The sequence below is a fragment of the Neobacillus cucumis genome (genome assembly GCF_002860255.1).
GTDB lineage: Bacteria > Bacillota > Bacilli > Bacillales > Cytobacillaceae > Neobacillus > Neobacillus cucumis_A.
Genome location: NZ_PGVE01000069.1, coordinates 111,602 through 135,547, shown reverse-complemented (window position 1 = coordinate 135,547; position 23,946 = coordinate 111,602). Strand labels below are relative to the sequence as shown.

General features: G+C 39.5%; 24 protein-coding genes and 1 riboswitch. Of the genes, 1 reads left to right on the top strand and 23 read right to left on the bottom strand.

Features of this window, described 5'->3' with window-relative positions:
* Positions 1-5: 5 nt before the first annotated feature.
* From CVD27_RS19170 to CVD27_RS19105, 14 genes are all read right to left on the bottom strand, one after another.
* Positions 6-827: a sulfite exporter TauE/SafE family protein gene (locus tag CVD27_RS19170; RefSeq protein WP_101649507.1), complete on the bottom strand. Its 822-nt coding sequence runs from the start codon at positions 825-827 to the stop codon at positions 6-8.
* Positions 828-848: 21 nt separating this feature from the next.
* Positions 849-1,703, bottom strand: a complete 855-nt coding sequence (locus CVD27_RS19165; RefSeq protein WP_101649506.1) for a DUF72 domain-containing protein — start codon at positions 1,701-1,703, stop codon at positions 849-851.
* Positions 1,704-1,763: 60 nt separating this feature from the next.
* Positions 1,764-2,633 carry a DMT family transporter gene (locus tag CVD27_RS19160; RefSeq protein ID WP_101649505.1) on the bottom strand — a complete coding sequence of 290 codons (870 nt, stop codon included), beginning with the start codon at positions 2,631-2,633 and terminating at the stop codon, positions 1,764-1,766.
* Between the two features lie 195 nt (positions 2,634-2,828).
* Positions 2,829-3,386, bottom strand: a complete 558-nt coding sequence (gene ssuE / locus CVD27_RS19155; protein WP_180960355.1) for an NADPH-dependent FMN reductase — start codon at positions 3,384-3,386, stop codon at positions 2,829-2,831.
* A 124-nt stretch (positions 3,387-3,510) separates the two neighbouring features.
* On the bottom strand, positions 3,511-3,768 hold the full coding sequence (locus tag CVD27_RS19150; RefSeq protein WP_101649504.1) for a hypothetical protein: 258 nt from the start codon (positions 3,766-3,768) through the stop codon (positions 3,511-3,513).
* A 43-nt stretch (positions 3,769-3,811) separates the two neighbouring features.
* Positions 3,812-3,988 carry a YezD family protein gene (locus tag CVD27_RS19145; protein WP_101649503.1) on the bottom strand — a complete coding sequence of 59 codons (177 nt, stop codon included), beginning with the start codon at positions 3,986-3,988 and terminating at the stop codon, positions 3,812-3,814.
* A 79-nt stretch (positions 3,989-4,067) separates the two neighbouring features.
* Complete coding sequence (locus CVD27_RS19140) at positions 4,068-4,832, bottom strand: ATP-binding cassette domain-containing protein (RefSeq protein ID WP_101649502.1); 765 nt, start codon at positions 4,830-4,832, stop codon at positions 4,068-4,070.
* A gap of 15 nt (positions 4,833-4,847) precedes the next feature.
* Positions 4,848-5,606, bottom strand: a complete 759-nt coding sequence (ssuC, locus tag CVD27_RS19135) for an aliphatic sulfonate ABC transporter permease SsuC (protein ID WP_101649501.1) — start codon at positions 5,604-5,606, stop codon at positions 4,848-4,850.
* A gap of 13 nt (positions 5,607-5,619) precedes the next feature.
* On the bottom strand, positions 5,620-6,759 hold the full coding sequence (gene ssuD / locus CVD27_RS19130; protein ID WP_101649500.1) for an FMNH2-dependent alkanesulfonate monooxygenase: 1,140 nt from the start codon (positions 6,757-6,759) through the stop codon (positions 5,620-5,622).
* A 17-nt stretch (positions 6,760-6,776) separates the two neighbouring features.
* Positions 6,777-7,760 (bottom strand): sulfonate ABC transporter substrate-binding protein, encoded by a 984-nt coding sequence (locus CVD27_RS19125; RefSeq protein ID WP_101649530.1) that lies wholly within the window; start codon positions 7,758-7,760, stop codon positions 6,777-6,779.
* Positions 7,761-8,285: 525 nt separating this feature from the next.
* On the bottom strand, positions 8,286-9,641 hold the full coding sequence (locus CVD27_RS19120; protein WP_101649499.1) for an LLM class flavin-dependent oxidoreductase: 1,356 nt from the start codon (positions 9,639-9,641) through the stop codon (positions 8,286-8,288).
* A gap of 21 nt (positions 9,642-9,662) precedes the next feature.
* Positions 9,663-10,493: an ABC transporter permease gene (locus CVD27_RS19115; protein ID WP_101649498.1), complete on the bottom strand. Its 831-nt coding sequence runs from the start codon at positions 10,491-10,493 to the stop codon at positions 9,663-9,665.
* A gap of 34 nt (positions 10,494-10,527) precedes the next feature.
* Positions 10,528-11,355 carry an ABC transporter ATP-binding protein gene (locus CVD27_RS19110; RefSeq protein ID WP_101649497.1) on the bottom strand — a complete coding sequence of 276 codons (828 nt, stop codon included), beginning with the start codon at positions 11,353-11,355 and terminating at the stop codon, positions 10,528-10,530.
* 12 nt (positions 11,356-11,367) lie between these two features.
* Entirely contained in the window at positions 11,368-12,411 is a 1,044-nt protein-coding gene (locus tag CVD27_RS19105; RefSeq protein ID WP_101649496.1) for an ABC transporter substrate-binding protein, read from the bottom strand.
* 483 nt (positions 12,412-12,894) lie between these two features.
* On the opposite strand from CVD27_RS19105, the gene CVD27_RS19100 reads away from it, so the two are divergent.
* Positions 12,895-13,806, top strand: coding sequence for a TauD/TfdA dioxygenase family protein (locus tag CVD27_RS19100; RefSeq protein WP_101649495.1), 912 nt, complete (start codon positions 12,895-12,897; stop codon positions 13,804-13,806).
* A gap of 249 nt (positions 13,807-14,055) precedes the next feature.
* On the opposite strand, the gene sufB is transcribed toward CVD27_RS19100, so the two are convergent.
* From sufB to CVD27_RS19055, 9 genes are all read right to left on the bottom strand, one after another.
* Positions 14,056-15,453 (bottom strand): Fe-S cluster assembly protein SufB, encoded by a 1,398-nt coding sequence (sufB, locus tag CVD27_RS19095; RefSeq protein ID WP_101649494.1) that lies wholly within the window; start codon positions 15,451-15,453, stop codon positions 14,056-14,058.
* 86 nt (positions 15,454-15,539) lie between these two features.
* Entirely contained in the window at positions 15,540-15,980 is a 441-nt protein-coding gene (sufU, locus tag CVD27_RS19090; RefSeq protein ID WP_101649493.1) for a Fe-S cluster assembly sulfur transfer protein SufU, read from the bottom strand.
* The gene (locus CVD27_RS19085; RefSeq protein ID WP_101649492.1) at positions 15,970-17,199 is read right to left on the bottom strand and encodes a cysteine desulfurase; all 1,230 of its coding nucleotides are present in this window, start codon (positions 17,197-17,199) and stop codon (positions 15,970-15,972) included. Before CVD27_RS19085 ends, sufU begins: the two co-directional genes overlap by 11 nt.
* On the bottom strand, positions 17,199-18,509 hold the full coding sequence (sufD, locus tag CVD27_RS19080; RefSeq protein WP_101649491.1) for a Fe-S cluster assembly protein SufD: 1,311 nt from the start codon (positions 18,507-18,509) through the stop codon (positions 17,199-17,201). Before sufD ends, CVD27_RS19085 begins: the two co-directional genes overlap by 1 nt.
* Before the next feature lie 21 nt (positions 18,510-18,530).
* Positions 18,531-19,316 carry a Fe-S cluster assembly ATPase SufC gene (gene sufC, locus CVD27_RS19075; protein ID WP_101649490.1) on the bottom strand — a complete coding sequence of 262 codons (786 nt, stop codon included), beginning with the start codon at positions 19,314-19,316 and terminating at the stop codon, positions 18,531-18,533.
* A 379-nt stretch (positions 19,317-19,695) separates the two neighbouring features.
* Positions 19,696-20,535: a MetQ/NlpA family ABC transporter substrate-binding protein gene (locus CVD27_RS19070; protein ID WP_101649489.1), complete on the bottom strand. Its 840-nt coding sequence runs from the start codon at positions 20,533-20,535 to the stop codon at positions 19,696-19,698.
* A 14-nt stretch (positions 20,536-20,549) separates the two neighbouring features.
* Complete coding sequence (locus CVD27_RS19065) at positions 20,550-21,218, bottom strand: methionine ABC transporter permease (protein ID WP_101649488.1); 669 nt, start codon at positions 21,216-21,218, stop codon at positions 20,550-20,552.
* Positions 21,211-22,236 (bottom strand): methionine ABC transporter ATP-binding protein, encoded by a 1,026-nt coding sequence (locus CVD27_RS19060; protein WP_101649487.1) that lies wholly within the window; start codon positions 22,234-22,236, stop codon positions 21,211-21,213. The genes CVD27_RS19065 and CVD27_RS19060 overlap by 8 nt, the downstream gene beginning before the upstream one ends.
* Before the next feature lie 130 nt (positions 22,237-22,366).
* Positions 22,367-22,472: riboswitch (SAM riboswitch) on the bottom strand.
* Between the two features lie 114 nt (positions 22,473-22,586).
* Positions 22,587-23,903, bottom strand: a complete 1,317-nt coding sequence (locus CVD27_RS19055; protein ID WP_101649486.1) for an O-acetylhomoserine aminocarboxypropyltransferase/cysteine synthase family protein — start codon at positions 23,901-23,903, stop codon at positions 22,587-22,589.
* Positions 23,904-23,946 lie beyond the last annotated feature (43 nt).

Sequence of the window (23,946 nt, the reverse complement as noted above, 5' to 3'; positions counted from 1 at the left end):
TGATCCTACCCTGTTATTCCTTGATAAATTAGTCGAACTCCCACGATGATGAGGATTGTTCTGATAATCAGTACAATCGTTTTGCTTTTAAATCTTGTATTTAAATAGACCCCAATTCTTGCACCAATCCATGCTCCCGGTATCAGAGCCAAGGCATAAAGCCAATTCACATTCCCCAAAGCGATATGTGTGATTGAGCTTAAGATTGAAGTGGGTAAAATCATAAACATCGAAGTGGCTGTGGCCACATGCGGCGGGAAGAAAAATAATAAAATCATCGTCGGTACCATGAGTGACCCTCCGCCAATCCCAAATATTCCTGAAAGGAAACCAACGATAAAGGCGATCATGACTCCAAGAATAGGGTTAAATCCGTATTCAAAGGCGGTGCCGCTATTATCCGTAAAAGTGCGGACAATCCCTTTATCCTTTCGAAAGGGGAGCGGCTTTAGTTTATCTTTTACCACAAGGACTAGAGAAACAAAAAGAATAAACGTACCAAAATAGATATTAAAGGAATGTAAGTCCATTTTATCAGTAACCCACGCACCTAGAATACTTCCTGGTCCACTGCCAATTAGAAAAATAAATCCGCTTTTATAATCGACGGTTTTATGTTTCATATAAGCTAGCGTTGATGATAAGCCGGTAAATATCATGGTAAACAGCGAGGTACCTACGACTACTTGTGGTGTGAGATGGCTGAAGGATGGAAGAGTTGCCAAGTAAAGCAAAGCAGGAACGACGACAATTCCTCCCCCCATGCCAATTAACGACCCAAGTGAACTAGCCGCGATTCCTATTAAAATTAAAATAATCCACTCCAATGTTTTCACCTTCTATGAATGTTATAGTTCATTAAATAAATCGAGCTGCTTTGGTGCGAGATCTTCATAGGTGATCTCCAGGAGCTTCATCATTTCCTTCGCATTGTCGGATGCATCCCCGCCAGAGTTATTATTAAATAGAAGGTATACTTGTTCACATTCTTTGGACAACTTTTCGATGTGAATCGCCCATTCTTGCAGTTCCTGTTGGTTATAACGGTAGAGATAACGGACTTCACGCCAGTTTTCAGCATTACGCTTCTGCCAGCCGTACACATTTCGGCCATGAAATCGAACGAGTACCTGCTCTTTTGTGGTGGGCTGTAACACTGTTGGTACAGAGCCTTCCCCTGATTGCGGCTCATCGCAAATACTATGAATCCATTTTTCTGATTTCATAAATTCTAGTGTTTTTTCGCGAAAGGAAGCCGCAAACCAAGATTGGTGCCGAAACTCTAAAGCGCACGGAATCTCCCCCATCATTTCTCTGCACCATCGTAAATAGTCCACATTCTCTCTATTACAATCAAACCATGGTGGAAACTGAAATAAAACCATCGCTAATTTGTTTTTATCAATATACGGTTGTAAAGAATCCTTAAAGGCTTGAAACATCATTTTCATATTATCAAATGGGATTTCTCCCCGTTGATGGCCGGTCATTCCTTGATAAGCTTTGACAATAAATTGAAAACCTTCCGGAGTATCATTGACCCATTTTTCAGCATTTCGGGTAGGCTGGATGGCATAGAAAGCGGAATCCACCTCTACGGTTGGAAAATGTCCGGCATATTCTTTTAGCTTGTCTCTTGAGGAGATTTTACCTGGATACAGGCTATCATGGTCACCCCAGCCTGTTACACCAATATAAATCAAGTCTCTCACCTCCATCTTATAATAGCATAACCATTTTTTGTTCTGCCAAAATTAGAGCGGCTATTGTTGCTTATGTAATGAGATACGGGCAGAACCTGTATTATTAACCAGCCAAACTCCTGTAAGTACCAAAATTATTCCTATTAATGTAAGAGTATTCAAACTCTCCTTTAGAAATAGGAACCCTGACAGAGTACCAACTACAGGTACAATTAACAAAGAAATGGATGCTTTACTAGCCTCCAATTTAGAAAGAAGAAAAGACCATATAACAAAGGCTAATGCAGAAGCCAAAATCCCGGAATATAAAAGGTATACTACAGCCATAAGACTCCAATGTGACTGGTCATGTTCAAAACTAAAAGAATACAAAAACAAGCCAATAGCTCCTGCGCCCATTTGCCATGTAGTAAATTGAACTGTATCACAGCCTTGCAAATTTTTTTTGAAAATTAAACTGGATAGAGCCCATGTTACCGCAGAGCTTAACGCAAGAACCGGAGCCCATATATTTTCTCCAAAATGAATATCCATTGATATAAACAAACCCAATATTCCAATCAAGATCCCGCCTGTCTTAGCAGCAGTCAATCTCTCCCCAGGAATGAAATAATGAGCCATAAGTGACAGAAACAATGGCATACTATAGGTTAGTACAGATGTAAGCCCTGCGCTTATATAATTTAAAGAAATTTGGATGGCAATATTAAAATAAGTTGTCTGCAGAAATCCGCATAAAATATACCATTTTAGTTCCCTTTTACCCGGAAGAGGGATTTTTTTAAACCAAGTTAACCCAAAAAGTACAATGGCCCCAAGCAAAAAACGATAGGCAGCAAATAAAACAGGTGGGAACACGTCATTGCCCATTTTCATAATTACAAAATTAAACCCCCAAATAATACATAAAAAAAGCATCATTCCATTCATGTTACTGATTCCCCTCATGTCTTTTAGAAAAATAATTCAGCACCCCATATTTTTGATAAAGAAGTAAAAAAGACCATGCTAGTTCTTATAGATTTAATCTACTATAAAAAATAAAAGGAGGCGAACTTTAAAAGTTCGCCTCCACACTAAAATCAAATTTCTTTATTAGCTTAAATACATTTTTCACTAACTTTTCTAAACTATAGAACTGGTCACATTCTTTTCTGAAGATAAAGAGCCTTTTAAGAAATTCAAGGAAGTTTCTAACCGAGTTTTAGCTTCTTCATCAATTTCATATTGGTTATTTTCAAATTTTTTTATTTGACTATCCAAAATAAAAGCTCCCTTTAAAATATGAGTTGCTCCAAGAGCAGTTAGAACTGGTTTCAAGGCATAATCAATCATTAATAGATGTCCAAAGCTTCCTCCAACTGCAATAGGTAAGATGGTTTTACCTTCAAGACCATTTTGCGGTAATAGATCAAGATAGGTTTTTAAAACCCCAGTAAAAGAAGCTTTATAAACAGGTGTAAGAATGACAATTATGTTAGAATCCTCAACCTTTTTATTGGCTCTAATAATGTCTTCACTATCAAATTTCGCTTGAATTAAATCCTGTGCAGGAAGATTTCGAACATGGATGATTTCAGGGTTGATATTAACCCCTTCTAAATGCCTTACAACTTCATCGAACACTCCATTTAATCTCGTTTGTTCAGAAGGACTTCCAGAAATAATTGTAATTTTACTCATCATACAAACTCCCTTTCTTAAGCGAATCGCTGTATTCACAAGCTTTTATAGGTTTCATATAAATATGGACTAGGCTTTTCACTTTCTTTATCTATTATCGTTAAAAATTCTGTAATCTCTTTGGTCAGTCCCCATTTCCAAACCGAATAAATTTTTGTTGTTCATACTGTCGTTTTCTATCCAAAGCAAATCTTAAGAATGATAAAAGATAGTGTCGACGTGGAAGAATTTCCTTGAATCCATAGGCATAAAACCATTGATCGATGGTATTATATACACCCCTGTTTATTTTGTATTGTTGATTGCACCAATTGAAAAACGGTAAATCAGGTAAGTTTAGGAATTCACTTTGTTTTAAAGACCCCTTCACTCCTTCTGACATGATTTATCTCCTCCTGAAAATCCTTCGATGTAGTGTTTGAAGTTCATGTTGAAGATGACTTTTTATTTACTGACGAATTTTCTGCTGCAAATCTATATTTTTCTGTACGATCAATTTGTGTAATATAACCAGCATGGATGGTTATGACCAAAGAACCGTACTCTAAGTTTTTTAGCATGGCTAAAATAGACTCAATTTTTTCTTTATCAACTACCGCCATTTAGCTATCCCCTCTCATTCTTAATATCAAAGATGAGAATTCCTATTAGAATACTTGGTTTTAGGTTAAATGAAACCTGCTACTCAATTTTCGTTAGTCTTAAATCACTAGTTGACATTTTGTCTTTTTTCAATATTCGGTTCAATATTTGGCTCACAGTTGGAGCAAATAAAGGATGTTCTCGCTGCCTAGGATAAGGTAGTTTAATAGAGTGGTCCATCACTATTTCCCCATCCTCAATTAATATGACCCTATTAGCAAGAGCTACCGCTTCTTCTACATCATGCGTCACCAAAACGGCAGTAAACTTCTTTTCCATCCATAAATCTTCTATGAGCTGATGCATTTCGATCCGCGTCAATGCATCCAGGGCCCCGAGTGGTTCATCTAATAAAAGGATTTCTGGCTCATGAACTAATGCTCGTGCTAGGGCTACTCTCTGCCGTTGTCCCCCAGATAACACATATGGCCAATCATTGGCGCGGTCAGCTAATCCAACTTGTTCCAATACCTTTTTAGCACGCTGCCGCCAGTCTGTTTTTAGACCCAAACCAACGTTTTGAACCACTCTTTTCCACGGGAGAAGTCTTCCATCCTGAAACATAATCTTAGCTAATTGATTTCTCCCCTCAAAACGTTCACCATCGGTATAAATCTTTCCATCACTAGCCGTCTCTAATCCAGCAAGCAACCGTAATAATGTACTTTTACCACAACCGCTTTTTCCTACAATTGCAATAAATTCTCCTTTATGAACCTTTAGATTAATGTTTCGAAGTACATGATGTTGGCCAAATGATTTTTCTAGGTTAGAAATTTCTAATATAATGTTTTTTTCAACCATCGATTACCCTCCTTCCTATTTTTGATAAGACGGATTCCATTTTAAAAATCTCTTCTCAGCTAATTTCGCTATTAAGTCTGATAATTTTCCGAGAAGTGCATAAAGAATAATACTTAATACGACGACATCTAGCCTCATAAATTCTCGAGCGTTCATGGCCATATACCCTATACCTGAATTCGACGCAATCGTTTCAGCGACAATTAGTGTAACCCAAGTAATACCAATCGCATAACGAACCCCAACTAAAATGGAAGGAAGAGCACCGGGTAAAATAATGTTCCAAAATAACGAAAGTCCTTTAAGACCATACACATCTCCCATTTCAATAAGAGACCTGTCTATAGAACGGATTCCATGAAAGGTGTTTAAGTAAATCGGAAAAAAAGTACCTAAAGCTACTAGGAACAGCTTTGCCTCTTCTTCGATTCCGAACCATAAAATCACAATGGGAATCAATGCAAGATGCGGAATATTCCGAATCATTTGCAAGGAACTATCCAACAGACTTTCTGAAATTCTCGATAAACCGTTTAACAGCCCTAAAGCAAATCCGATTCCCCCACCGATTATAAACCCTAAAATGGCTCGTTTACTGCTTGCTCCAATGTATTCGAATAGTTGACCCGATCGGGCTAGTTCAACCGCTGACTTGAATACATCGACAGGGTTTGGCAGCACACGTGAAGATAATAGCCCAAATTGGCTTGATAGTTGCCAGGAAGCAAGTAATAAAATGGGGACAATCCACGGAATAATCTGTTTTTTATTCATGTTCATTCACCTTTCACTTTAAGACTTTCGGCAATTCGTTGTTTGCAACAATTTCTCCAAATGGACTGATGATACTAGTTGAATCCGATTGAGGGGCATCCTTTTTTAATGGAAGATGCGGGAATAATAATTCAGATACACGGTAAGCTTCCTCCAAGTGTGGATAGCCCGAAAGGATAAATGTTTCGATTCCAAGGTCAGCATATTCCTTCATTCTTTGTGCTACCGTTTCAGGATCTCCTACCAAAGCTGTCCCCGCTCCTCCTCTAACTAGGCCTACTCCTGCCCATAAATTCGGACTAATTTCTAATTGGTCCTTACTTCCATTGTGTAATTCCGACATTCTCTGCTGTCCAACCGAATCAAACCGAGAAAAGATCTTTTGAGAGGAGGCAATTAAATCATCATCTACATATTTAATCAATTCATTCGCTGCAGTCCAGGCTTCCTGCTCTGTTTCTCTCACAATGACATGCAATCGGATACCAAAGCGAACAGTCCTGCCATGATGAGCCGCTAATTTTTTGACCTCGTTTATTTTTTCTGCCACTTTCGCAGGCGGCTCGCCCCATGTTAAGTAGTAATCCACATGCTTAGCCGCTATTTCTTGCCCAATTTCAGAGGATCCTCCGAAATAAAGAGGTGGATAAGGTTGTTGAACAGGTGGATATAACAGCTTTCCATTATCTATATTTAAATAGTTTCCAGAAAAGTCGGCCTCTCCTTTTTCTAACAAATCCCTCCATATTGTCAGAAATTCATCCGTTAATTCATAACGTTCCGTATGGTTTAAATGAAGACCATCACCCGCAAGCTCTACAGGGTCCCCGCCTGTTACCACATTGATTAATAACCGGCCATTTGATAGGCGATCAAACGTGGCTGCCATTCTTGCGGCTTGTGATGGAGAACTTAAACCAGGCCGTACGGCAACTAGAAATTTCATTCGTGAGGTAACAGAAATTAAACTCGAAGCTACCACCCATGAATCTTCGCAAGATCTTCCTGTTGGAAGTAAAGCCCCAGTAAAACCTAACTCATCAACTGCCTGAGCCACCTGTTTTAGGTAAGGCAAGGTAACTGCTCTGCCTCCCGTTGTAACTCCTAAATATCTTGAATCACCGTGTGTTGGAATAAACCAGAATACGTTCATTTTTTAAGTCCCCTTTTTTAATTATTTGTTTTTAAAAGTGCTTCTTGTACTTCTATATCTTCTGGAATTAATTTTAGCTTGTAAAATGCATCAGCGATTTGTTGCTGATCCTTTGCCGTTTGTTCACTCATTTTTTCTAATCCATATGTTCTTCGATTGAGTGTTAATTCTAATGCATCTACACTCATCCCAATTTGAGGCGCTAGGAATTTGGCCGCTTCTTTTGGATTCTCTTCTACCCATTTATCCGTCTTTTCTAAATCTTTAAAAATGACGTCTAATACTTTAGGATGCTCCTTGGCAAATTTACTGGTAGCTAAGAAAAATTCGCGGTTGCTTACTAATCCTTCTCCATCTGCTAAGACCCTTGCCTTCGTAGCTAGCTGGGCATCTGCTAAAAATGGATCCCAAATCACCCAGGCATCTACGTCTTCTTTTTCAAACGCGGCCCGCGCATCTGCAGGAGGCAGGAAGGTTGTTTTAATATCACTGTATGAAATACCTGCTTTTTCTAATGCTTTGACTAATAAATAATGGACATTGGAACCTTTATTTAACGCAATTTTCTTTCCTTTTAAGTCTTGCAGTGATTTGATAGGTGAATCTTTAGGTACTATAATCGCTTCTCCCTTTGGATTGGCGGTGGCATTCGCATAATACACTAGCGGGGCACCTGCCGCTTGAGCAAAAATAGGCGGCGCTTCTCCTGTATGGCCAAAGTCCAAACTTCCTACATTTAATGCTTCAAGCAACTGAGGGCCTCCAGGAAACTCGGTCCATTTCACTGTATATCCAAGTGATTTTAGGTCTTTATCCAAGGTTCCTTTTGCCTTTAAGATGTTTAAGGTTCCAAACTTTTGATAACCAATATTAATGACCTTTGATTCCTTACTACTTGATGCAGTTTTTTCTCCTGAAGCGGCGGAACTGCATCCACTTACTAGAAAGGACAAAAGAAAGATGAATATCAACCACCCATGATGCTTATATTTTTTAATCACGTTTGACTCCTCCCATTTCTCAAAATATTCATTGATAGATTCTGAATCTCTATAATTCTCATTTAAGGGTATTTTTGTTAATTTTACACACAATGAATCACTTCCTTTCAGTGGACTGATAAGAAAATATGCTTAATCAGAATTAAATATATTAAACCTATTTATTTAGTCGGATTAATGTGAATAAAAAAGGCTCCTAATCTCATCAAATAGAGATAAGGAGCCTTCGGTAGTCCGATCAGCATTTTATATAATTTCGTTAACCTTTATGGTTACTTTTATTAATTCAAAATTCAAACATTATTTTATCTATACTTTTCCAATCAGTCAAGTAAGAAATAAGTATTTTCTTACATTGAATTTAATCAGCAAAAACAAACTAACCAACTTAACCAACTTGTTTACTTGGTTTTAAAACTATGATTAAACTTTATCTTCTCATGAACAAAATGTCAATTGATTTTTTAAAATATTTCGGAAAAATAAAAAAAATAGGAACGATGCAGCAGCATCGCTCCTTTTTGATTAGATTGTTTCTTTTATTGACTCAATAAGAGTATTGACAGGCCGTTTTAATCCGAGATTCTCCCTTAATGTATTACCTGTATATTCTTTACGGAACAAACCGCGTTTTTGTAGTACTGGAATAACCAGATTAACGAAATCATCCAGACCACCAGGCAAATAAGGAGGCATGATATTGAATCCGTCCGCTGCGCCATTTTCAAACCATTCTTGCATTTGATCCGCAATTTGTTCAGGAGTGCCCTTTATTTCTCGATGTCCGCGGGCACCAGCGATCCGTTGATACAACTGGCGAATCGTTAATCCTTCACGATCTGCAAGATCCTTTAATAATTGAAAACGACTTTTCCCACCATTTATCTGATCCAATTCAGGCAAATCAGGAAGTGGCCCATCCACTGGATATCCTGATAAATCAACACTTATCATGCCAGACAAAAGAGATATCCCCGCTTCTTCCGGTATGAGATCCTCAAGAAGCATCTTATTTTCCTCCGCTTCTTCCTCCGTTCTGCCAATAACAGGAAATATCCCAGGCATAATTTTCAGATCCTCTGGTGAGCGACCGTATTTTGCCATTCTTCCTTTTACATCCGCATAAAAGCTTTGAGCTTCTTCAAGGGTTTGCCAAGCTGTGAAAATCACCTCTGCAGTCCGCGCCGCAAGCTCTTTCCCTGCTTCAGAAGAACCAGCCTGGATCACAACTGGATGCCCTTGGACCGGACGGGAGATATTTAATGGACCTGCAACGGAAAACCATTCTCCTTTATGATTAATCGCGTGTATTTTGGAAGGATCCGCAAATTGGGCTTCCTCTTTATCAATAATTAAAGCATCATCCTCCCAGCTATCCCAAAGCTTCTTGACCACATCGACAAACTCTTCGGCACGCTCATAACGTTTTTCATGAAGAAGCTGCTGTTCTAAATTAAAATTTTGGGCTTCTACGTCCGTGCTCGATGTGACAACATTCCACCCTGCACGGCCACCACTTAAATGATCGAGTGAGGCGAACCTCCGTGCAACATTAAATGGTTCATTAAAAGTAGTTGATACAGTTCCGACAAATCCGATATGATTTGTTACCGCAGAAAGAGCGGATAAAAGGGTAAAGGGTTCAAATAACGTATTCACGGTTTGGCCAAGGACCTTCTGATTGTTCCTTCTCACCGCATAGTTATCCGCAAGAAAAACCATATCAAACTTTCCACGCTCCGCTGTTTGGGCTAATCTTTTGATAAATTCAAAACTCATGGTTTGATGAGCTTCTGCTTTGGGATGACGCCAAGCTGCGACATGATGTCCAGGAATCATAAAAAATGCGCCTAGTTTCATTTCTCGATTATTTTGAGTCATGTTTCATTTTCCTTCTTTCTTTTATTGTTGATTTGAATTTGTTTTCCAGCTTGAAAATTTTCTTTCTAAGGATACTAAAAGATAATTTATCGCCACACCAAGGAGTGAAATCGTAATAATACCGGCATACATTTGCGGGATTTGGAAGTTCTGTTGCGAATAATTTATGAGATACCCCAAACCTTCCTTAGCTCCAACCATTTCAGCAGCAATCAATACAAGAATGGATGAAGATCCTGCCATACGTATTCCAGTAAAAATAGTCGGAATTGAGGCCGGCAAAATGACTTTATAAAACAACCTGTAGGAGGGAAGAGCCATGGATTTGGCCGCCTTAATGAGTAACGGATCGACATTTCGAACAGCATTAATCGTATTTAAAAGAATCGGAAACGTACAAGCAAAAAAGACGATTGAAACTTTAGATGTTTCACCAATCCCAAGCAACAAAATAAAGACAGGTAATAATGCTAAGGCTGCTGTATTACGAAACACCTCCAGCATCGGATTTAACAATTCACTTGCCAGTGGATACCACCCAATGATAAGCCCCAAAGGAATGGAAACGAGGATCGCCAACCCAAATCCGAAAAGCGAACGGAGAATACTGGCCTGAAAGTGGGCATACAGATCACCCGAAATCACTAACCCCCACCAGCTCTCTGCTACTTTTGAAAAAGGCGGAAAGAATGTGGGATCCACTAACCCCATTCGGGGAGCGGCCTCCCAAAGAATTAGTAAAAGCAAAATGACAATTGATTTTTTTACGAGACTTTGCACCCAATGAAACGAAAAACGAATCCTTTGGGATGTTTGCATTGGCGCAGTTAACGATTTACCAAAATCAGACATTTTCTCACCTCTTCTAAAAAATAATTGAACTTTGTTAGGCTGATTGGTCCTTATTCTCAACTTTTTGTGCTTTGACTACTTCTTCTCGAAGCAAATCCCAAATTTGGTGACGTGCATTTGCAAAAGCTGTTGTCGAACGTAAATCCTCATCATGACTGGTTGAATGAAGCGGGTTATCAATAATTTGTTTAACCGTACCCGGGCGGGAAGTCATTACGGCAACACGCTGCCCTAGATACACCGCCTCATCAATCCCATGTGTAATGAAAACAATCGTCTTTTTGGTATGTTCCCAGATTCGAAGTAATTCTGTTTGCAAAGTTTCACGCGTCTGCGCATCGAGGGCAGCGAACGGTTCATCCATTAACAGCACTTCAGGGTCAAACGCCAAACTTCTGGCAATGGCCACACGCTGCTTCATTCCACCCGAGAGTTCGTGCGGATAACGATCTTCGAAACCTGATAATCCAACCAGTGACAAAAAGTACCGAGAAATTTCAGCCCGCTCCTTTTTGGGAACACCTTTTGACTCTAAGCCAAATTCAATGTTTCCTTTGGCTGTCTTCCAAGGCAACAGCGCATACTGCTGAAAGACAATCCCCCGATCTAAACCGGGTCCTTCAATCGGTTTTCCATCCAATAATATCCGTCCGGAGGTTGGTTTCGTCAACCCGCCTAAAAGATCAAGCAAAGTTGATTTTCCGCATCCCGATGGTCCTACTAATGAAAGAAACTCTCCACTGTTCACCGAAAAATGAACATTTTTAATGGCTGTAAATTCTTTATGCGCTCCCTTTCCTTGACCTAAATCCCTTACTTTAAAGACCTTACTAACATGTTCAAACTGAATTTTTGCCGTCATCCTCTCACCTCATTACTTTTTTTCAAGCTTACCCTTATAAGGATTAAATTCATTGGTATATAAATCACTTAGTTTCACTTGGCCATCTTTGAACTCACCATTTTTCTTCAGCCAATCGACCCAAATTTTAAATTCCTTTTCCTGTATAACTCCACCTCTTTCTGCAATACCAGTACTTTTCCAATATTGCAGTGTGTTTGTATCTTCCTTGCGCCCCCGTTTCTTAATAATGGATTCATAACGGGCTATTACTTCTTCTCGTGAATGGGTTTGTGCCCACTCAATCGCTTTTGCTGTAGCCTCAACAAATTTTTTCACCGTATGTGGATTTTGTTTGATGAATTTTTCGGTAAAGACATAGCTGCCTGCTGTGAAAGGTCCCAACAAATCATAATCACTAAAAAGCTTTTTGATCCCCCCATTTTTTACAGCCAGATCCCCTAACATCCCACTCAAAACAGCGACATCGATTTGTTTTTGGCGCAGTGCTTGCTCTGTACTTACCGGTGGCAGAACTACTAAAGTTACTTTCTTAATTTCTTCATCTGTGAGTCCATTTTGTTTTAAATATTCTTTTAAAACGAATTCAGCATGAGCTCCCATTGTGTTCATACCAACTTTTTTTCCAATTAAATCGTGAGCGTCTTTTATCGGGCTGTCATTTAAAACATAATAGCCGGTGTATGTATCCTTATCACTGCCGTAATAACCAATGACCGACTTTAAAGGTGCACCGCTCGCTATTAATTTGGCAATGGCCCCATTAAAGGCACCGCCAAAATCGGTTTGACCGGTAGCTGCGTTTTGAATAGACGCAGGCCCGCTTGTTTGATTTCCAATCCATTCAAGTTTAATCGGACCAAGATAGCCTAGATCCTCTGCTAACTCTGGATAAATAACTGAACCAACTGACCCCTCATATTTTATTTTTAGTGTTTCATACCCACCATCTTCTTTAGACCCGGTTGCTCCTGTCTTCTTTTCCTGGCATCCAGCGGAAATAACGATTGATAATACCACTAATAATAAAAGTACTTTCCTTCTCCAAAACTTCATAACATTCCCTTCCTTCTCTCTTAAGATAAAAACCAATCCATCCAATCGAAATTTCATTTACTGGGTACGAGAAATACTTTTAGTTAAGGGTACATTTCTATTTCGTGCCTATTTCTCGAAAAAAAAACCGGAGACATCTCTCTTTTAAAAGAAAAGTCTCCGGTTGTCCGGTGGATATTTGTTATTTCCTATTGGACTACTTGGTTTTCACTTATCCTATCAGCTCTATTTTTAATCGTCAATGAAATATTTAAAATTTTCTAAATAGTATTTTTCTATTAGCAATTTTATTTATTTTTGATTGACAGTAGTATTTAGACCCTTTAAAATCGCATTAAACCGATAGGGATTACATATTTAACATTCAAATGAATTGCTGACCAGTCACCTGGAAGCCAGAGCCATATGCTCTGGCTTTCTTTTGTCTTATCGGTCCATTACCAAAGCGCCGCCTTTGCGGCTAATAACAAGGAGGAAATAAAAATGAGTAATGTTAAAGAAGTGCAAAATGGAGCAGCAATCGTAGTAACACCAGTAGCTGGTCGTATTGGAGCAGAAATATCAGGCGTGAAACTTTCCGGAGAACTCGACTCCGATACGGTTAAATCCATCCGTGAAGCACTGTTAAAGTATAAAGTTGTTTTCTTCCGTGATCAGAATCATCTGGACGATCAAGGACAAGAAGCTTTTGCACAACTGCTTGGTAACCCAGTCGTTCATCCAACTGTTCCGGCAAAAGATGGCACCAACTATATATTAGAACTTCATTCTGATCATGGCGGCCGTGCCAATTCATGGCATACAGATGTAACGTTTGAAGCAGCGTACCCAAGATTCTCCATTCTTCGTGGAGTAGTGATACCAGAGGCAGGAGGTGATACCGTTTGGGCAAACACAGCTGCTGCCTATGAAAACTTACCAACAGAATTACAAAATCTAGCGGATCAATTATGGGCCGTCCATACCAATTCTTACGATTATGCAGCCAAGCACACGAACGCTTCTGCTGAAGCGAAAAAACGCCATGACGAAATCTTTACTTCTACCATCTATGAAACTGAACATCCGGTTGTTCATGTACATCCTGAAACAGGAGAACGCCATCTTCTACTCGGTCATTTTGTGAAAAACTTTATCGGACTTTCTTCAACGGATTCTGCTCATTTATTCTCCATTTTACAAGGGCATGTCACACAACTCGAAAATACGGTCCGCTGGAAATGGAGAGCGGGAGATGTCATCATTTGGGATAACCACGCAACCCAGCATTATGCTGTGAATGACTATGGTAATGCCCAAAGAGTTGTCCGAAGAATTACTACGGATGGAGACGTACCTATTAGTATAGATGGCCGCCGTAGTGCTACAAAAACAAAAGTAAAAAAGATTTACTAATATATCTATCCTGCCATGTTTGTTTAATAACAAATAAGCATCCCTTTCTGTAGAGGGATGCTTATCATGAAAACACCAAAATAACCAGTGAAACATATTCTCATAATACGAAAAAAATCGAACAAGATGAACTTGTAAAATTAGCAACTTCCACATCAAGATAATAAAAGCTTGGCAAAAAGTTGGCGCGAACCCAAACTTGGCACGTGCAAAACAAGAAAAACCCTTGCATCAAGGGTTTTTTCTTTCTTATCCAATAGAACCTTCCATCTCGAACTTAATCAGACGGTTCATTTCTACAGCATATTCCATTGGTAATTCTTTTGTAAATGGCTCGATAAAGCCCATTACGATCATTTCAGTTGCTTCTTGCTCAGAAATACCACGGCTCATCAAGTAGAATAACTGTTCTTCAGACACTTTTGAAACCTTCGCTTCATGCTCGAGAGAAATATTGTCGTTTAAGATTTCATTGTATGGAATGGTATCAGATGTTGATTGATTATCCATAATCAATGTATCACACTCGATATTCGCACGGGCACCATCCGCTTTACGTCCAAAATGAACCACACCGCGGTAAGTTACCTTACCACCATGTTTAGAGATGGATTTAGATACGATCGTTGAAGAAGTGTTTGGAGCTAAATGAATCATCTTTGCTCCAGCATCCTGGTGCTGGCCTTTACCTGCAATCGCAATCGATAAAGTCATTCCACGAGCGCCTTCGCCTTTTAAAATAACAGCGGGGTATTTCATGGTTAACTTAGAACCGATATTCCCATCAATCCATTCCATCGTTGCATTGGCTTCACAAACCGCACGCTTGGTAACAAGGTTATACACGTTGTTTGCCCAGTTTTGAATGGTAGTATAACGGCAATAAGCATCCTTTTTAATGATGATTTCTACAACTGCACTGTGAAGAGAGTTCGTTGTATAAACTGGTGCTGTACATCCTTCTACATAGTGTACAGATGAACCTTCATCAACAATAATAAGGGTACGTTCAAATTGACCCATGTTCTCAGAGTTGATTCGGAAGTATGCCTGTAATGGCGTATCTACCTTAATACCTGGTGGTACATAGATGAATGAACCGCCAGACCAAACGGCAGAGTTTAAAGCTGCGAACTTATTATCCGTTGGCGGAATTACCTTGCCCCAGTGCTCGCGGAAAATGTCTTCGTTCTCTCTTAACGCTGAATCAGTATCCTTAAAGACGATACCCAGTTCTTCAAGGTCTTCTTTCATGTTATGGTAAACAACCTCTGATTCGTACTGAGCAGACACACCTGCAAGGTATTTTTGCTCTGCTTCTGGGATACCAAGTTTATCAAAAGTAGCTTTGATTTCTTCTGGTACCTCATCCCAAGATTTCTCGGATTTTTCAGATGGTTTTACATAGTACGTAATTTCATCAAAGCTTAAAGAATTTAAGTCGCCGCCCCATTGTGGCATTGGCATATTGTAAAAATGCTCAAGAGACTTTAAGCGGAAGTCCAGCATCCATTGTGGTTCATTCTTCATCTTTGAAATTTCTTCAACAATCTCACGTGTTAAACCACGTTTTGAACGGAATATGGAGACGTCTTTATCGGCAAAACCATATTTATAATCACCGATTTCCGGCATTTTCTTCGCCATCGTCGAGTTCCTCCTTTTTAGAAAAGCTTATGGCGCCTAAAACACCTCAAAGTGCCAGACGCCTCGCTTCCACGTTTGTTTTACTCTTATTTCTCGCTCTTTAATCCCTTTTCCATTGCCTTCCATGCTAATGTGGCACATTTAATTCTAGCAGGGAATTTAGCAACACCTTGCAATGCTTCGATATCACCTAAATCAATGGAATCATCGGGTTCTTTCCCTAACATCATTTCAGAAAAAATCCCAGACATTTGTAGCGCCTCTTCTACCTTTTTCCCTTTGATAGCCTGTGTCATCATCGAGGCTGAAGACATGGAGATCGAGCAGCCTTCTCCTTCAAACTTGGCATCCTTGACGATTCCATCTTCCACCTTAAAGGTTAATTGAATGCGGTCGCCGCAGGTAGGGTTATTCATATTAATGGTATGGCTGCCATCTTCTAAAACACCGCGATTGCGTGGTTTTTTATAATGATCCATAATGACTCGACGGTATAATGCATCTAAATCTATATTATTAGAAGACATCGCTGAAATACTCCTTTGTTTTGACAAGCCCTTCAACGAGTTTATCAATATCTTCTTCCGTATTGTATAAATAAAAACTTGCACGTGCAGTAGCTGAAGCGTTAAGCCATCTCATCAGCGGCTGAGCACAATGATGGCCGGCGCGGACAGCAATGCCTTCCGCATCCAAAACAGTTGCAACATCATGCGGATGAACATCTTTAATATTAAATGTTATGAGTCCAGCACGCTTAGCAGCATCAAGCGGACCGTATATGGTCATCCCTTCAACTGCAGACATTTTTTCTAAGGCGTAAGCTGCAAGCTTATGTTCATGCTCGGCAATATTGTCTAAGCCCACTTCATTTAAGAAGTCAATGGCCGCTCCTAACCCAACTGCACCGGCAATGATGGGAGTACCGCCTTCAAATTTCCAAGGCAGCTCCTTCCATGTTGATTCCTGCAAGTGTACAAAATCAATCATTTCACCGCCAAATTCAATCGGCTCCATGTTTTCAAGCAGATGTTTTTTTCCATAAAGGACGCCAATACCGGTAGGGCCGCACATTTTGTGTCCAGAGAAGGCAAGAAAATCACAATCAAGATCTTGAACATCAATCTTCATATGCGGAGCACTTTGAGCACCATCTACGACCATAATCGCTCCATTTTCATGAGCAATTTGTGCGATTTCTTTCACCGGATTGATCACTCCAAGCACGTTTGAAACCTGCATTACAGATACAATTTTTGTATTAGGAGTAATCGTTGCACGTACATCCTCTAAAGAAAGAGTGCCATCTTCTTGAAGTGGAATGTACTTTAACTGGGCACCTGTACGTTTCGCGACCTGCTGCCATGGAATAATGTTACTATGATGCTCCATGTAAGTAATCACGATTTCGTCGCCTTCCTTTAAATTAGCAGCTGCATAACTAGAAGCTACCGTATTAAGGGAAGTGGTTGTGCCTCTTGTAAAAATCACTTCTTGAATTGATTTGGCATTAATAAATTTGCGAACCTTTTCCCTTGCCCCTTCGTAAGCATCGGTTGCTCTAGTTCCGAGGGTATGGACCCCGCGGTGGACATTGGAATTAATTTCACGGTAATATTTTTCAACGGTTTCAATAACCTTGATCGGTTTTTGCGAAGTAGCAGAGCTATCCAAGTAAACCAACGGCTTACCATTCACTTCCTGATCGAGAATTGGAAACTGACTGCGAATATCTTGGATATTCATTAACGTACTTTCCTTTCAATCACATCGGTTAACTGCTTCTTCACGCCTTCGATTGGAAGCTGTTTTACAACCGGTGCTAGGAAACCATGGATTACTAAGCGCTCTGCTTCAGTTTTTGGAATTCCTCGGCTCATTAGGTAATAAAGCTGAATTGGGTCGACACGTCCAACAGAGGCAGCGTGACCTGCTACAACATCATCCTCATCGATTAGAAGAATTGGGTTGGCATCTCCACGTGCTTTTTCACTAAGCATAAGGACACGAGAAGTTTGCTCTGCATCGGATTTAGAAGCACCGTGTTCAATTTTACCGATTCCGTTAAAAATAGAAGTCGCACTATCTTTTACCACACCATGATTTAAGATGTTTCCGATTGTATTTTTACCGAAATGAACAACCTTTGTTGTAAAGTTCTGCGTTTGGTCTCCACGGCCAACTACCACTGTTTTTGTATCGCCATAGGAGCCATCACCAAGAAGATTGGTTGTATTCTCAGAAATAGTGTTTCCTTCATTCATTAGACCAAGAGCCCATTCAATTCGGGAATCTCTGCCTGCCACACCGCGACGGTTAACATAAGTAGTGATTCCTTTCGCCAAATAATCAACAGCTCCATATTGAACTTTTGCATTTACGTTGGCGATTACTTCCGTCAAGATATTCGCAAGGGTATCTGAGCTTTCCACTGTAGAAATATAGTTTTCTACGTATGTGACAGCACTATTATCTTCTGCGACTACAATAACATGATTAAAAAGATTTGCCTCAGGGTTATCTTGAACAAATACGGACTGGATTGGCTCTTTAATTTCAACATTCTTCGGAATGTATAAGAAAACTCCTCCATTCACAAGTGCTGCGTGAAGGGCAGTTAAGCGGTGCTCATCCATATTGATCGCTTGAGTCATGTAATACTTTTTCAAAAGGTCGCCATGTTCTCTTGCAGCAGTCAAAATATCAGTAAAGATAACTCCCTTACTCTTTAACTCTTCTGATAAAGATAAAAATGCAGGAGTCTGATTACGTTGGATATAAAGATTTTTATTTTGATCATCTAAATTTACTAACGCTTTAACTTCTTCTGGCAGTGCATCTAAAGATGGATAGGCATCACTTTTGACAGTGTGCTTTTGAAAATTTGTGAAGTTCCATTTATCGATTTTAGTTTTATCAGGTCTTGGCAGAGAAAGCTGCTCAAATTCGTTTAATGCTTTAAGGCGGAATTCTTCAAACCAAGCAGGCTCATTCATTTCTTTGGAGAACGAGCGAACAAACTCCTGATCAACTGGTAATTTTGTATCTGTTGTCATTTTAATCCTCCTAACACTCGGTTACGCTTCTTGCCCAACTGTTTCATCTTCAATGCCAAGCTCTTGTTTGATCCAGTCATATCCTTCTGCTTCTAAGCGTTGTGCAAGCTCAGCTCCGCCTGATTTAACAATACGGCCTTGCATCATAATGTGCACATGGTCAGGAGTGATATAGTTTAAAAGACGTTGATAGTGCGTAATAATCAGGCAGCCGAAATCTTCTCCGCGCATTTCATTAACACCCTTTGAAACAACCTTTAGAGCATCGATATCTAGACCAGAGTCAATTTCATCTAAGATTGCAATTTTTGGTTCAATCATCATTAATTGAAGAATTTCGTTACGCTTTTTCTCACCGCCGGAGAATCCTTCATTTAGATAACGCTGTGCCATATCTAAATCCATTTCAAGGAATTCCATTTGCTTATCCATTTTACGGATGAATTTCATAAGAGAGATTTCGTTTCCTTCACCTAAACGGCTGTTAATCGCAGAACGTAAAAAATCGGCATTTGTTACGCCGTTGATTTCACTTGGGTATTGCATTGCTAAAAATAGACCTGCACGTGCGCGCTCATCTACTTCCATCTCAAGGACATCTTGTCCGTCTAAAGTAATCGAACCGCTAGTTACTTCATATTTTGGGTGTCCCATGATAGCAGAAGATAAGGTTGACTTACCAGTACCGTTGGGTCCCATGATTGCGTGAATTTCTCCACCCTTTATTTCAAGGTTTACACCTTTTAAAATCTCTTTCCCATCAATTTCTACATGTAAATCTTTGATCGTTAAAGTTGATCCAGCCATATTTATACCTCCGAAAAGAAAGTGTTTTAAGCTTGCTAGGCAAGTTTTTTTGTAACTCTATTCTCATTTTATTCTCATTCCAATCTTATAACAAATGAAATGTATTAGCAACTCTTAAACAGTATAAACACGATAACATTTTCATTAAGACCACGCTAAATGAGAATATAAATAGAGTTATCCGAATGAAAATTCTGATAAAACCTCTTATGTAGAATACACTCGATTAAAATCATACCTCATTTTTTTATTATTTCCAACCGTAATAGACCATAAAGACCTTTCTATTTTTACCCAATTTTCTTTATTCATGTATAAAAATAATAAGGAAAAGCCAGTGAATTACTCACTGACTTCCCGATTATTACCTATTTATATATTACTCAGAAACTGGTACAACCGCACCTTTGTATTTCTCAAGGATGAAGTCTTGGATTTCTTTTGAATGAAGAACTTCTACAAGTGTTTTGATTGCTGGCTTGTTTTCGTCCCCTTTACGAACGGCAATAACGTTCACATAAGGAGAATTCTTGTCTTCAATGGCGATAGAATCTTTCACTGGGTTTAGCCCCGCGTCAATGGCATAGTTTGAGTTGATTAGTACAGCGTCGCCTTCGCCGTTTTTATAGATTTGTGGTAAAAGTTTTGCTTCATAATCTGCATCAAACTCTAATTTCTTTGGATTTTCTACAACGTCTTTGATTTCTGCTTTTGTCTTATCAATGCCTGGCTTTAATTTGATTAAGCCTTGTGCTTCAAGCAATGAAAGCAGACGGCCATGGTCAGCAACAGAGTTACTCATGATTAAATGAGCACCATTTGGAAGATCTTTTAGACTCTTATATTTCTTTGAATAAATACCAATTGGCTCAATGTGAATCCCGCCAGCATTTACAAATCCATAACCAAATTCTTTATTTTGTGACTCTAGATATGGGATGTGCTGGAAATAGTTTGCATCTAGTTCTTTAGTTGACAAAGCTTTATTTGGAAGAATATAGTCTGTGAATGTCTTAATTTCTAAATCAATCCCTTTTTCTTTAAGGATTGGTTTTGCTTTTTCTAAGATTTCTGCGTGTGGAACGGTAGATGCTCCGACTACTAATTTAGTTGTGCTACTTTTTGAATCTGTACCTTCAGACTTGTCTGTTGATTTACCGCAAGCAGCTAATGCTAGCACAAGGGCTAAAGATAATACTAATGTTAACCATTTTTTCATGTTGACCTCTCCTTTTATCTTTTATCTAATTTTGAAGTGATTGAATCACCAATAAACTGAATGACAAAAACAATAATTAATATAATAACTGTTGCAATTAGCGTAACGTCGTTCTGGTTTCTTTGGAAACCATAATTATACGCAAGGTTTCCAAGACCGCCCGCACCAATTGCTCCTGCCATGGCTGTATACCCAACGAGTGCAATCGCGGTAACCGTAATTCCAGATATAAGGGCTGGCATTGATTCAGGCAATAAAACCTTCCAGATAATCGTTCCAGTAGTTGCCCCCATTGATCTCGCGGCTTCAATGACCCCTTTATCGATTTCTCTAAGACCAATTTCCACCATTCTTGCGTAAAATGGAGCCGCACCAATAATAAGGGAAGGCAATGCAGCATCCTCACCAATCATTGTTCCTACGATAAAGGTTGTCAGCGGGATTAATAATACAATTAAAATAATAAATGGAATTGAACGAAAAATATTCACAATGGCACTGATAATGGTATTAACAAACTTGTTTTCCCACAAATTCCCGCTAGAAGTAAGGAACAAGATTAAACCAAGTAAGGTTCCTAAAATAAAGGTTGCAAGGACCGAAATACCTGTCATGTATAGAGTATTTTTAGTTTCTTGCCACATAATTAACCAGTCAACATTTGGCAGATAATGTTTAATCATTTGTAACCACCTCCACTCCTACTTGCTGTGAACGAATGAAATCCACTGCTTGGTTCACTTCTTTTTCGTCCCCATCAATATGAATGAACAAGGTTCCATATGATCCATTTTGCGTTTGTGCAACTTGACCTTGCAATATATTAACCGTCACTTGGTGATGACGAATTAAATTAGTGATCACTGGCTGCTCTGCTGATTCACCAATAAAAGTTAATTTAACCACTTGACCGGAATTATAACGTTCCAGTAAATGATCGGCTGTTTCCTTCGTATCTTCATTTTCAGATACTTGCTGGACAAACCGCTTCGTAATCGGCTGCTGTGGGTTTTTAAATACATCAAGTACTGAACCAAGTTCAACGACCCGGCCGCTTTCCATAACGGCAACACGGTGACAAATTTTTCGAATCACGTGCATTTCATGTGTAATTAACACAATGGTTAATCCAAGACGTTTATTAATATCGACCAGCAATTCAAGGATCGAATCCGTTGTTTGTGGGTCCAGGGCAGATGTTGCTTCATCACAAAGCAATACCTTTGGATTGTTCGCAAGTGCCCGGGCAATTCCGACCCGTTGTTTTTGACCGCCGCTTAGTTCGGATGGATAAGCATTTTCCCGGCCCTCTAGACCAACTAATTTGATTAATTCCGTTACTCTTTTCTTTCGCTCTGCCCCTTTAACGCCGGCAATTTCTAATGGAAAAGCAATATTCTCGCTAACGGTTCTAGACCAAAGTAAATTAAAATGCTGAAATATCATACTGATTTCTTGACGAGCTTTCCGAAGTTCGGCGCCCTTTATTTTTGAAATCACACGGCCTGCAACTGTAACACTGCCTTCTGTCGGGATCTCTAAACCGTTTAACATTCGAATTAAGGTACTTTTACCAGCACCACTATAACCGATGACACCGAATATTTCTCCATCTTTAATCTCTAAGTTGACATCATCAACTGCCTTAAATTCGCCTTTCTTACCAGAGAAGATCTTCCGAACATTCTGAATTGAAATCATGTAATCACCTACTTTTATGTGAATGGTTGAATATAGGGTTAACTGTAGGAACAAAAAGGATTCTATTATTTCAGAAAAATAAAAATGCCTTTCTGCACGGGCAGAAAGGCATTATAAAAAATAAACCTTTCTCCCATCTTCCAAAGCAAATGCTTTGTGTGAATTGGCACCATTTCAATAAAATTGACGGTTGCCGGGCTTCATCGGGCACATCCCTCCACCTCTCTTGATAAGAGTTTTCAGCTTCTATATTCAATTAGAAAAATTATATTAACTAAGTAAATTTATTTTACAAAAGTTATCGTATCACGCTTAAAAATAGGTGTCAACGATTTTTTTACTAGGAAATTTTAGGCATTTGTCTTTAAGGATGATAATCCTGTAGCCGATTCAATAGCAGATTCAAGATCTTCTATTAAATCTTCTACATTCTCGATTCCTATGGAAAGCCGGATTAAATCTTCTGATACACCGGCGGCTTTTAACCCTTCCGCATCAAGCTGCTGATGGGTTGTGCTCGCAGGGTGGATTATTAAGCTCTTTGCGTCACCGACATTTGCCACATGTGCCCATAGAGAAAGAGAATTGATTAACTTTGCCCCTGCTTCCTTTCCTCCTTTTATTCCAAAAACAACCATAGATCCAGCACCTTTTGGCAAATACTTTTTCGTTAATGCATAATCAGGATGTGAGCTGTGACCTGGGTAAGACACCCACTCCACAGCCGGGTGAGCTAATAGATATTCAACAATTTGCTTCGTATTGGCCACATGTTCTTTCATCCTTACATGAAGAGTTTCAAGTCCTAATGTAAAAAGAAAAGCATTTTGCGGACTTAGTGCAGGGCCAAGATCGCGCAATAATTGAACACGCGCTTTTATGATATAAGCAATGGCCCCAAGTGCTTCTGCATAAACAAGGCCATGATAACTGTCATCCGGAGTAGTAAAGCCAGGGAATTTCGGCGAGTTCCAATCAAACTTACCTCCATCGACAATAATTCCTCCAGTAGTGGTACCATTTCCTAATAACCACTTGGTTGCAGAGTGCACAACGATATCGGCACCATGCTCGATAGGACGGCAGAGGAATGGTGTGGCAAAGGTGTTATCAATAATTAACGGAACGCCTGCTTCATGAGCAATCTCCGCCACTTTTTCAATATCAAGTACTCGTAAACTTGGATTACCAATCGTTTCAGCAAAAACTGCTTTTGTTTTTTCAGTAATCGCTTGTCGGAAGTTTTCCGGATTTTCGGCATCGACAAATTTTACTTTGATTCCGTATTTAGGCAGGGTAACCGCTAACAGATTATAGGTTCCGCCGTAAAGATTGGAAGCCGCCACGATTTCATCGCCTGCTTCGGCGATATTTAAGAGGGCGAGTGTGATGGCAGCCATGCCGCTGGCAACGGCGAGTGCTCCGACTCCACCTTCTAGCAGGGCAGCCCGTTCTTCAAAAACGGTTGTCGTTGGATTGTGAATCCTTGTGTATATGTACCCTGGTTCTGCTAAGCTAAACAGGTTTGCTGCATGTTCTGTGTTTTTAAATTGATACGCATTATTTTGATAGATAGGAACGGCTCTTGCACCTGTAACAGGATCTGGTGACAATCCACCATGAATACTTAAAGTTTCAAAACGGTACTTCTTTTGATTTTCTCCCATATTTCCTGTTCCTCCTTTTTTCCAATAGAATGACAAAACCCCT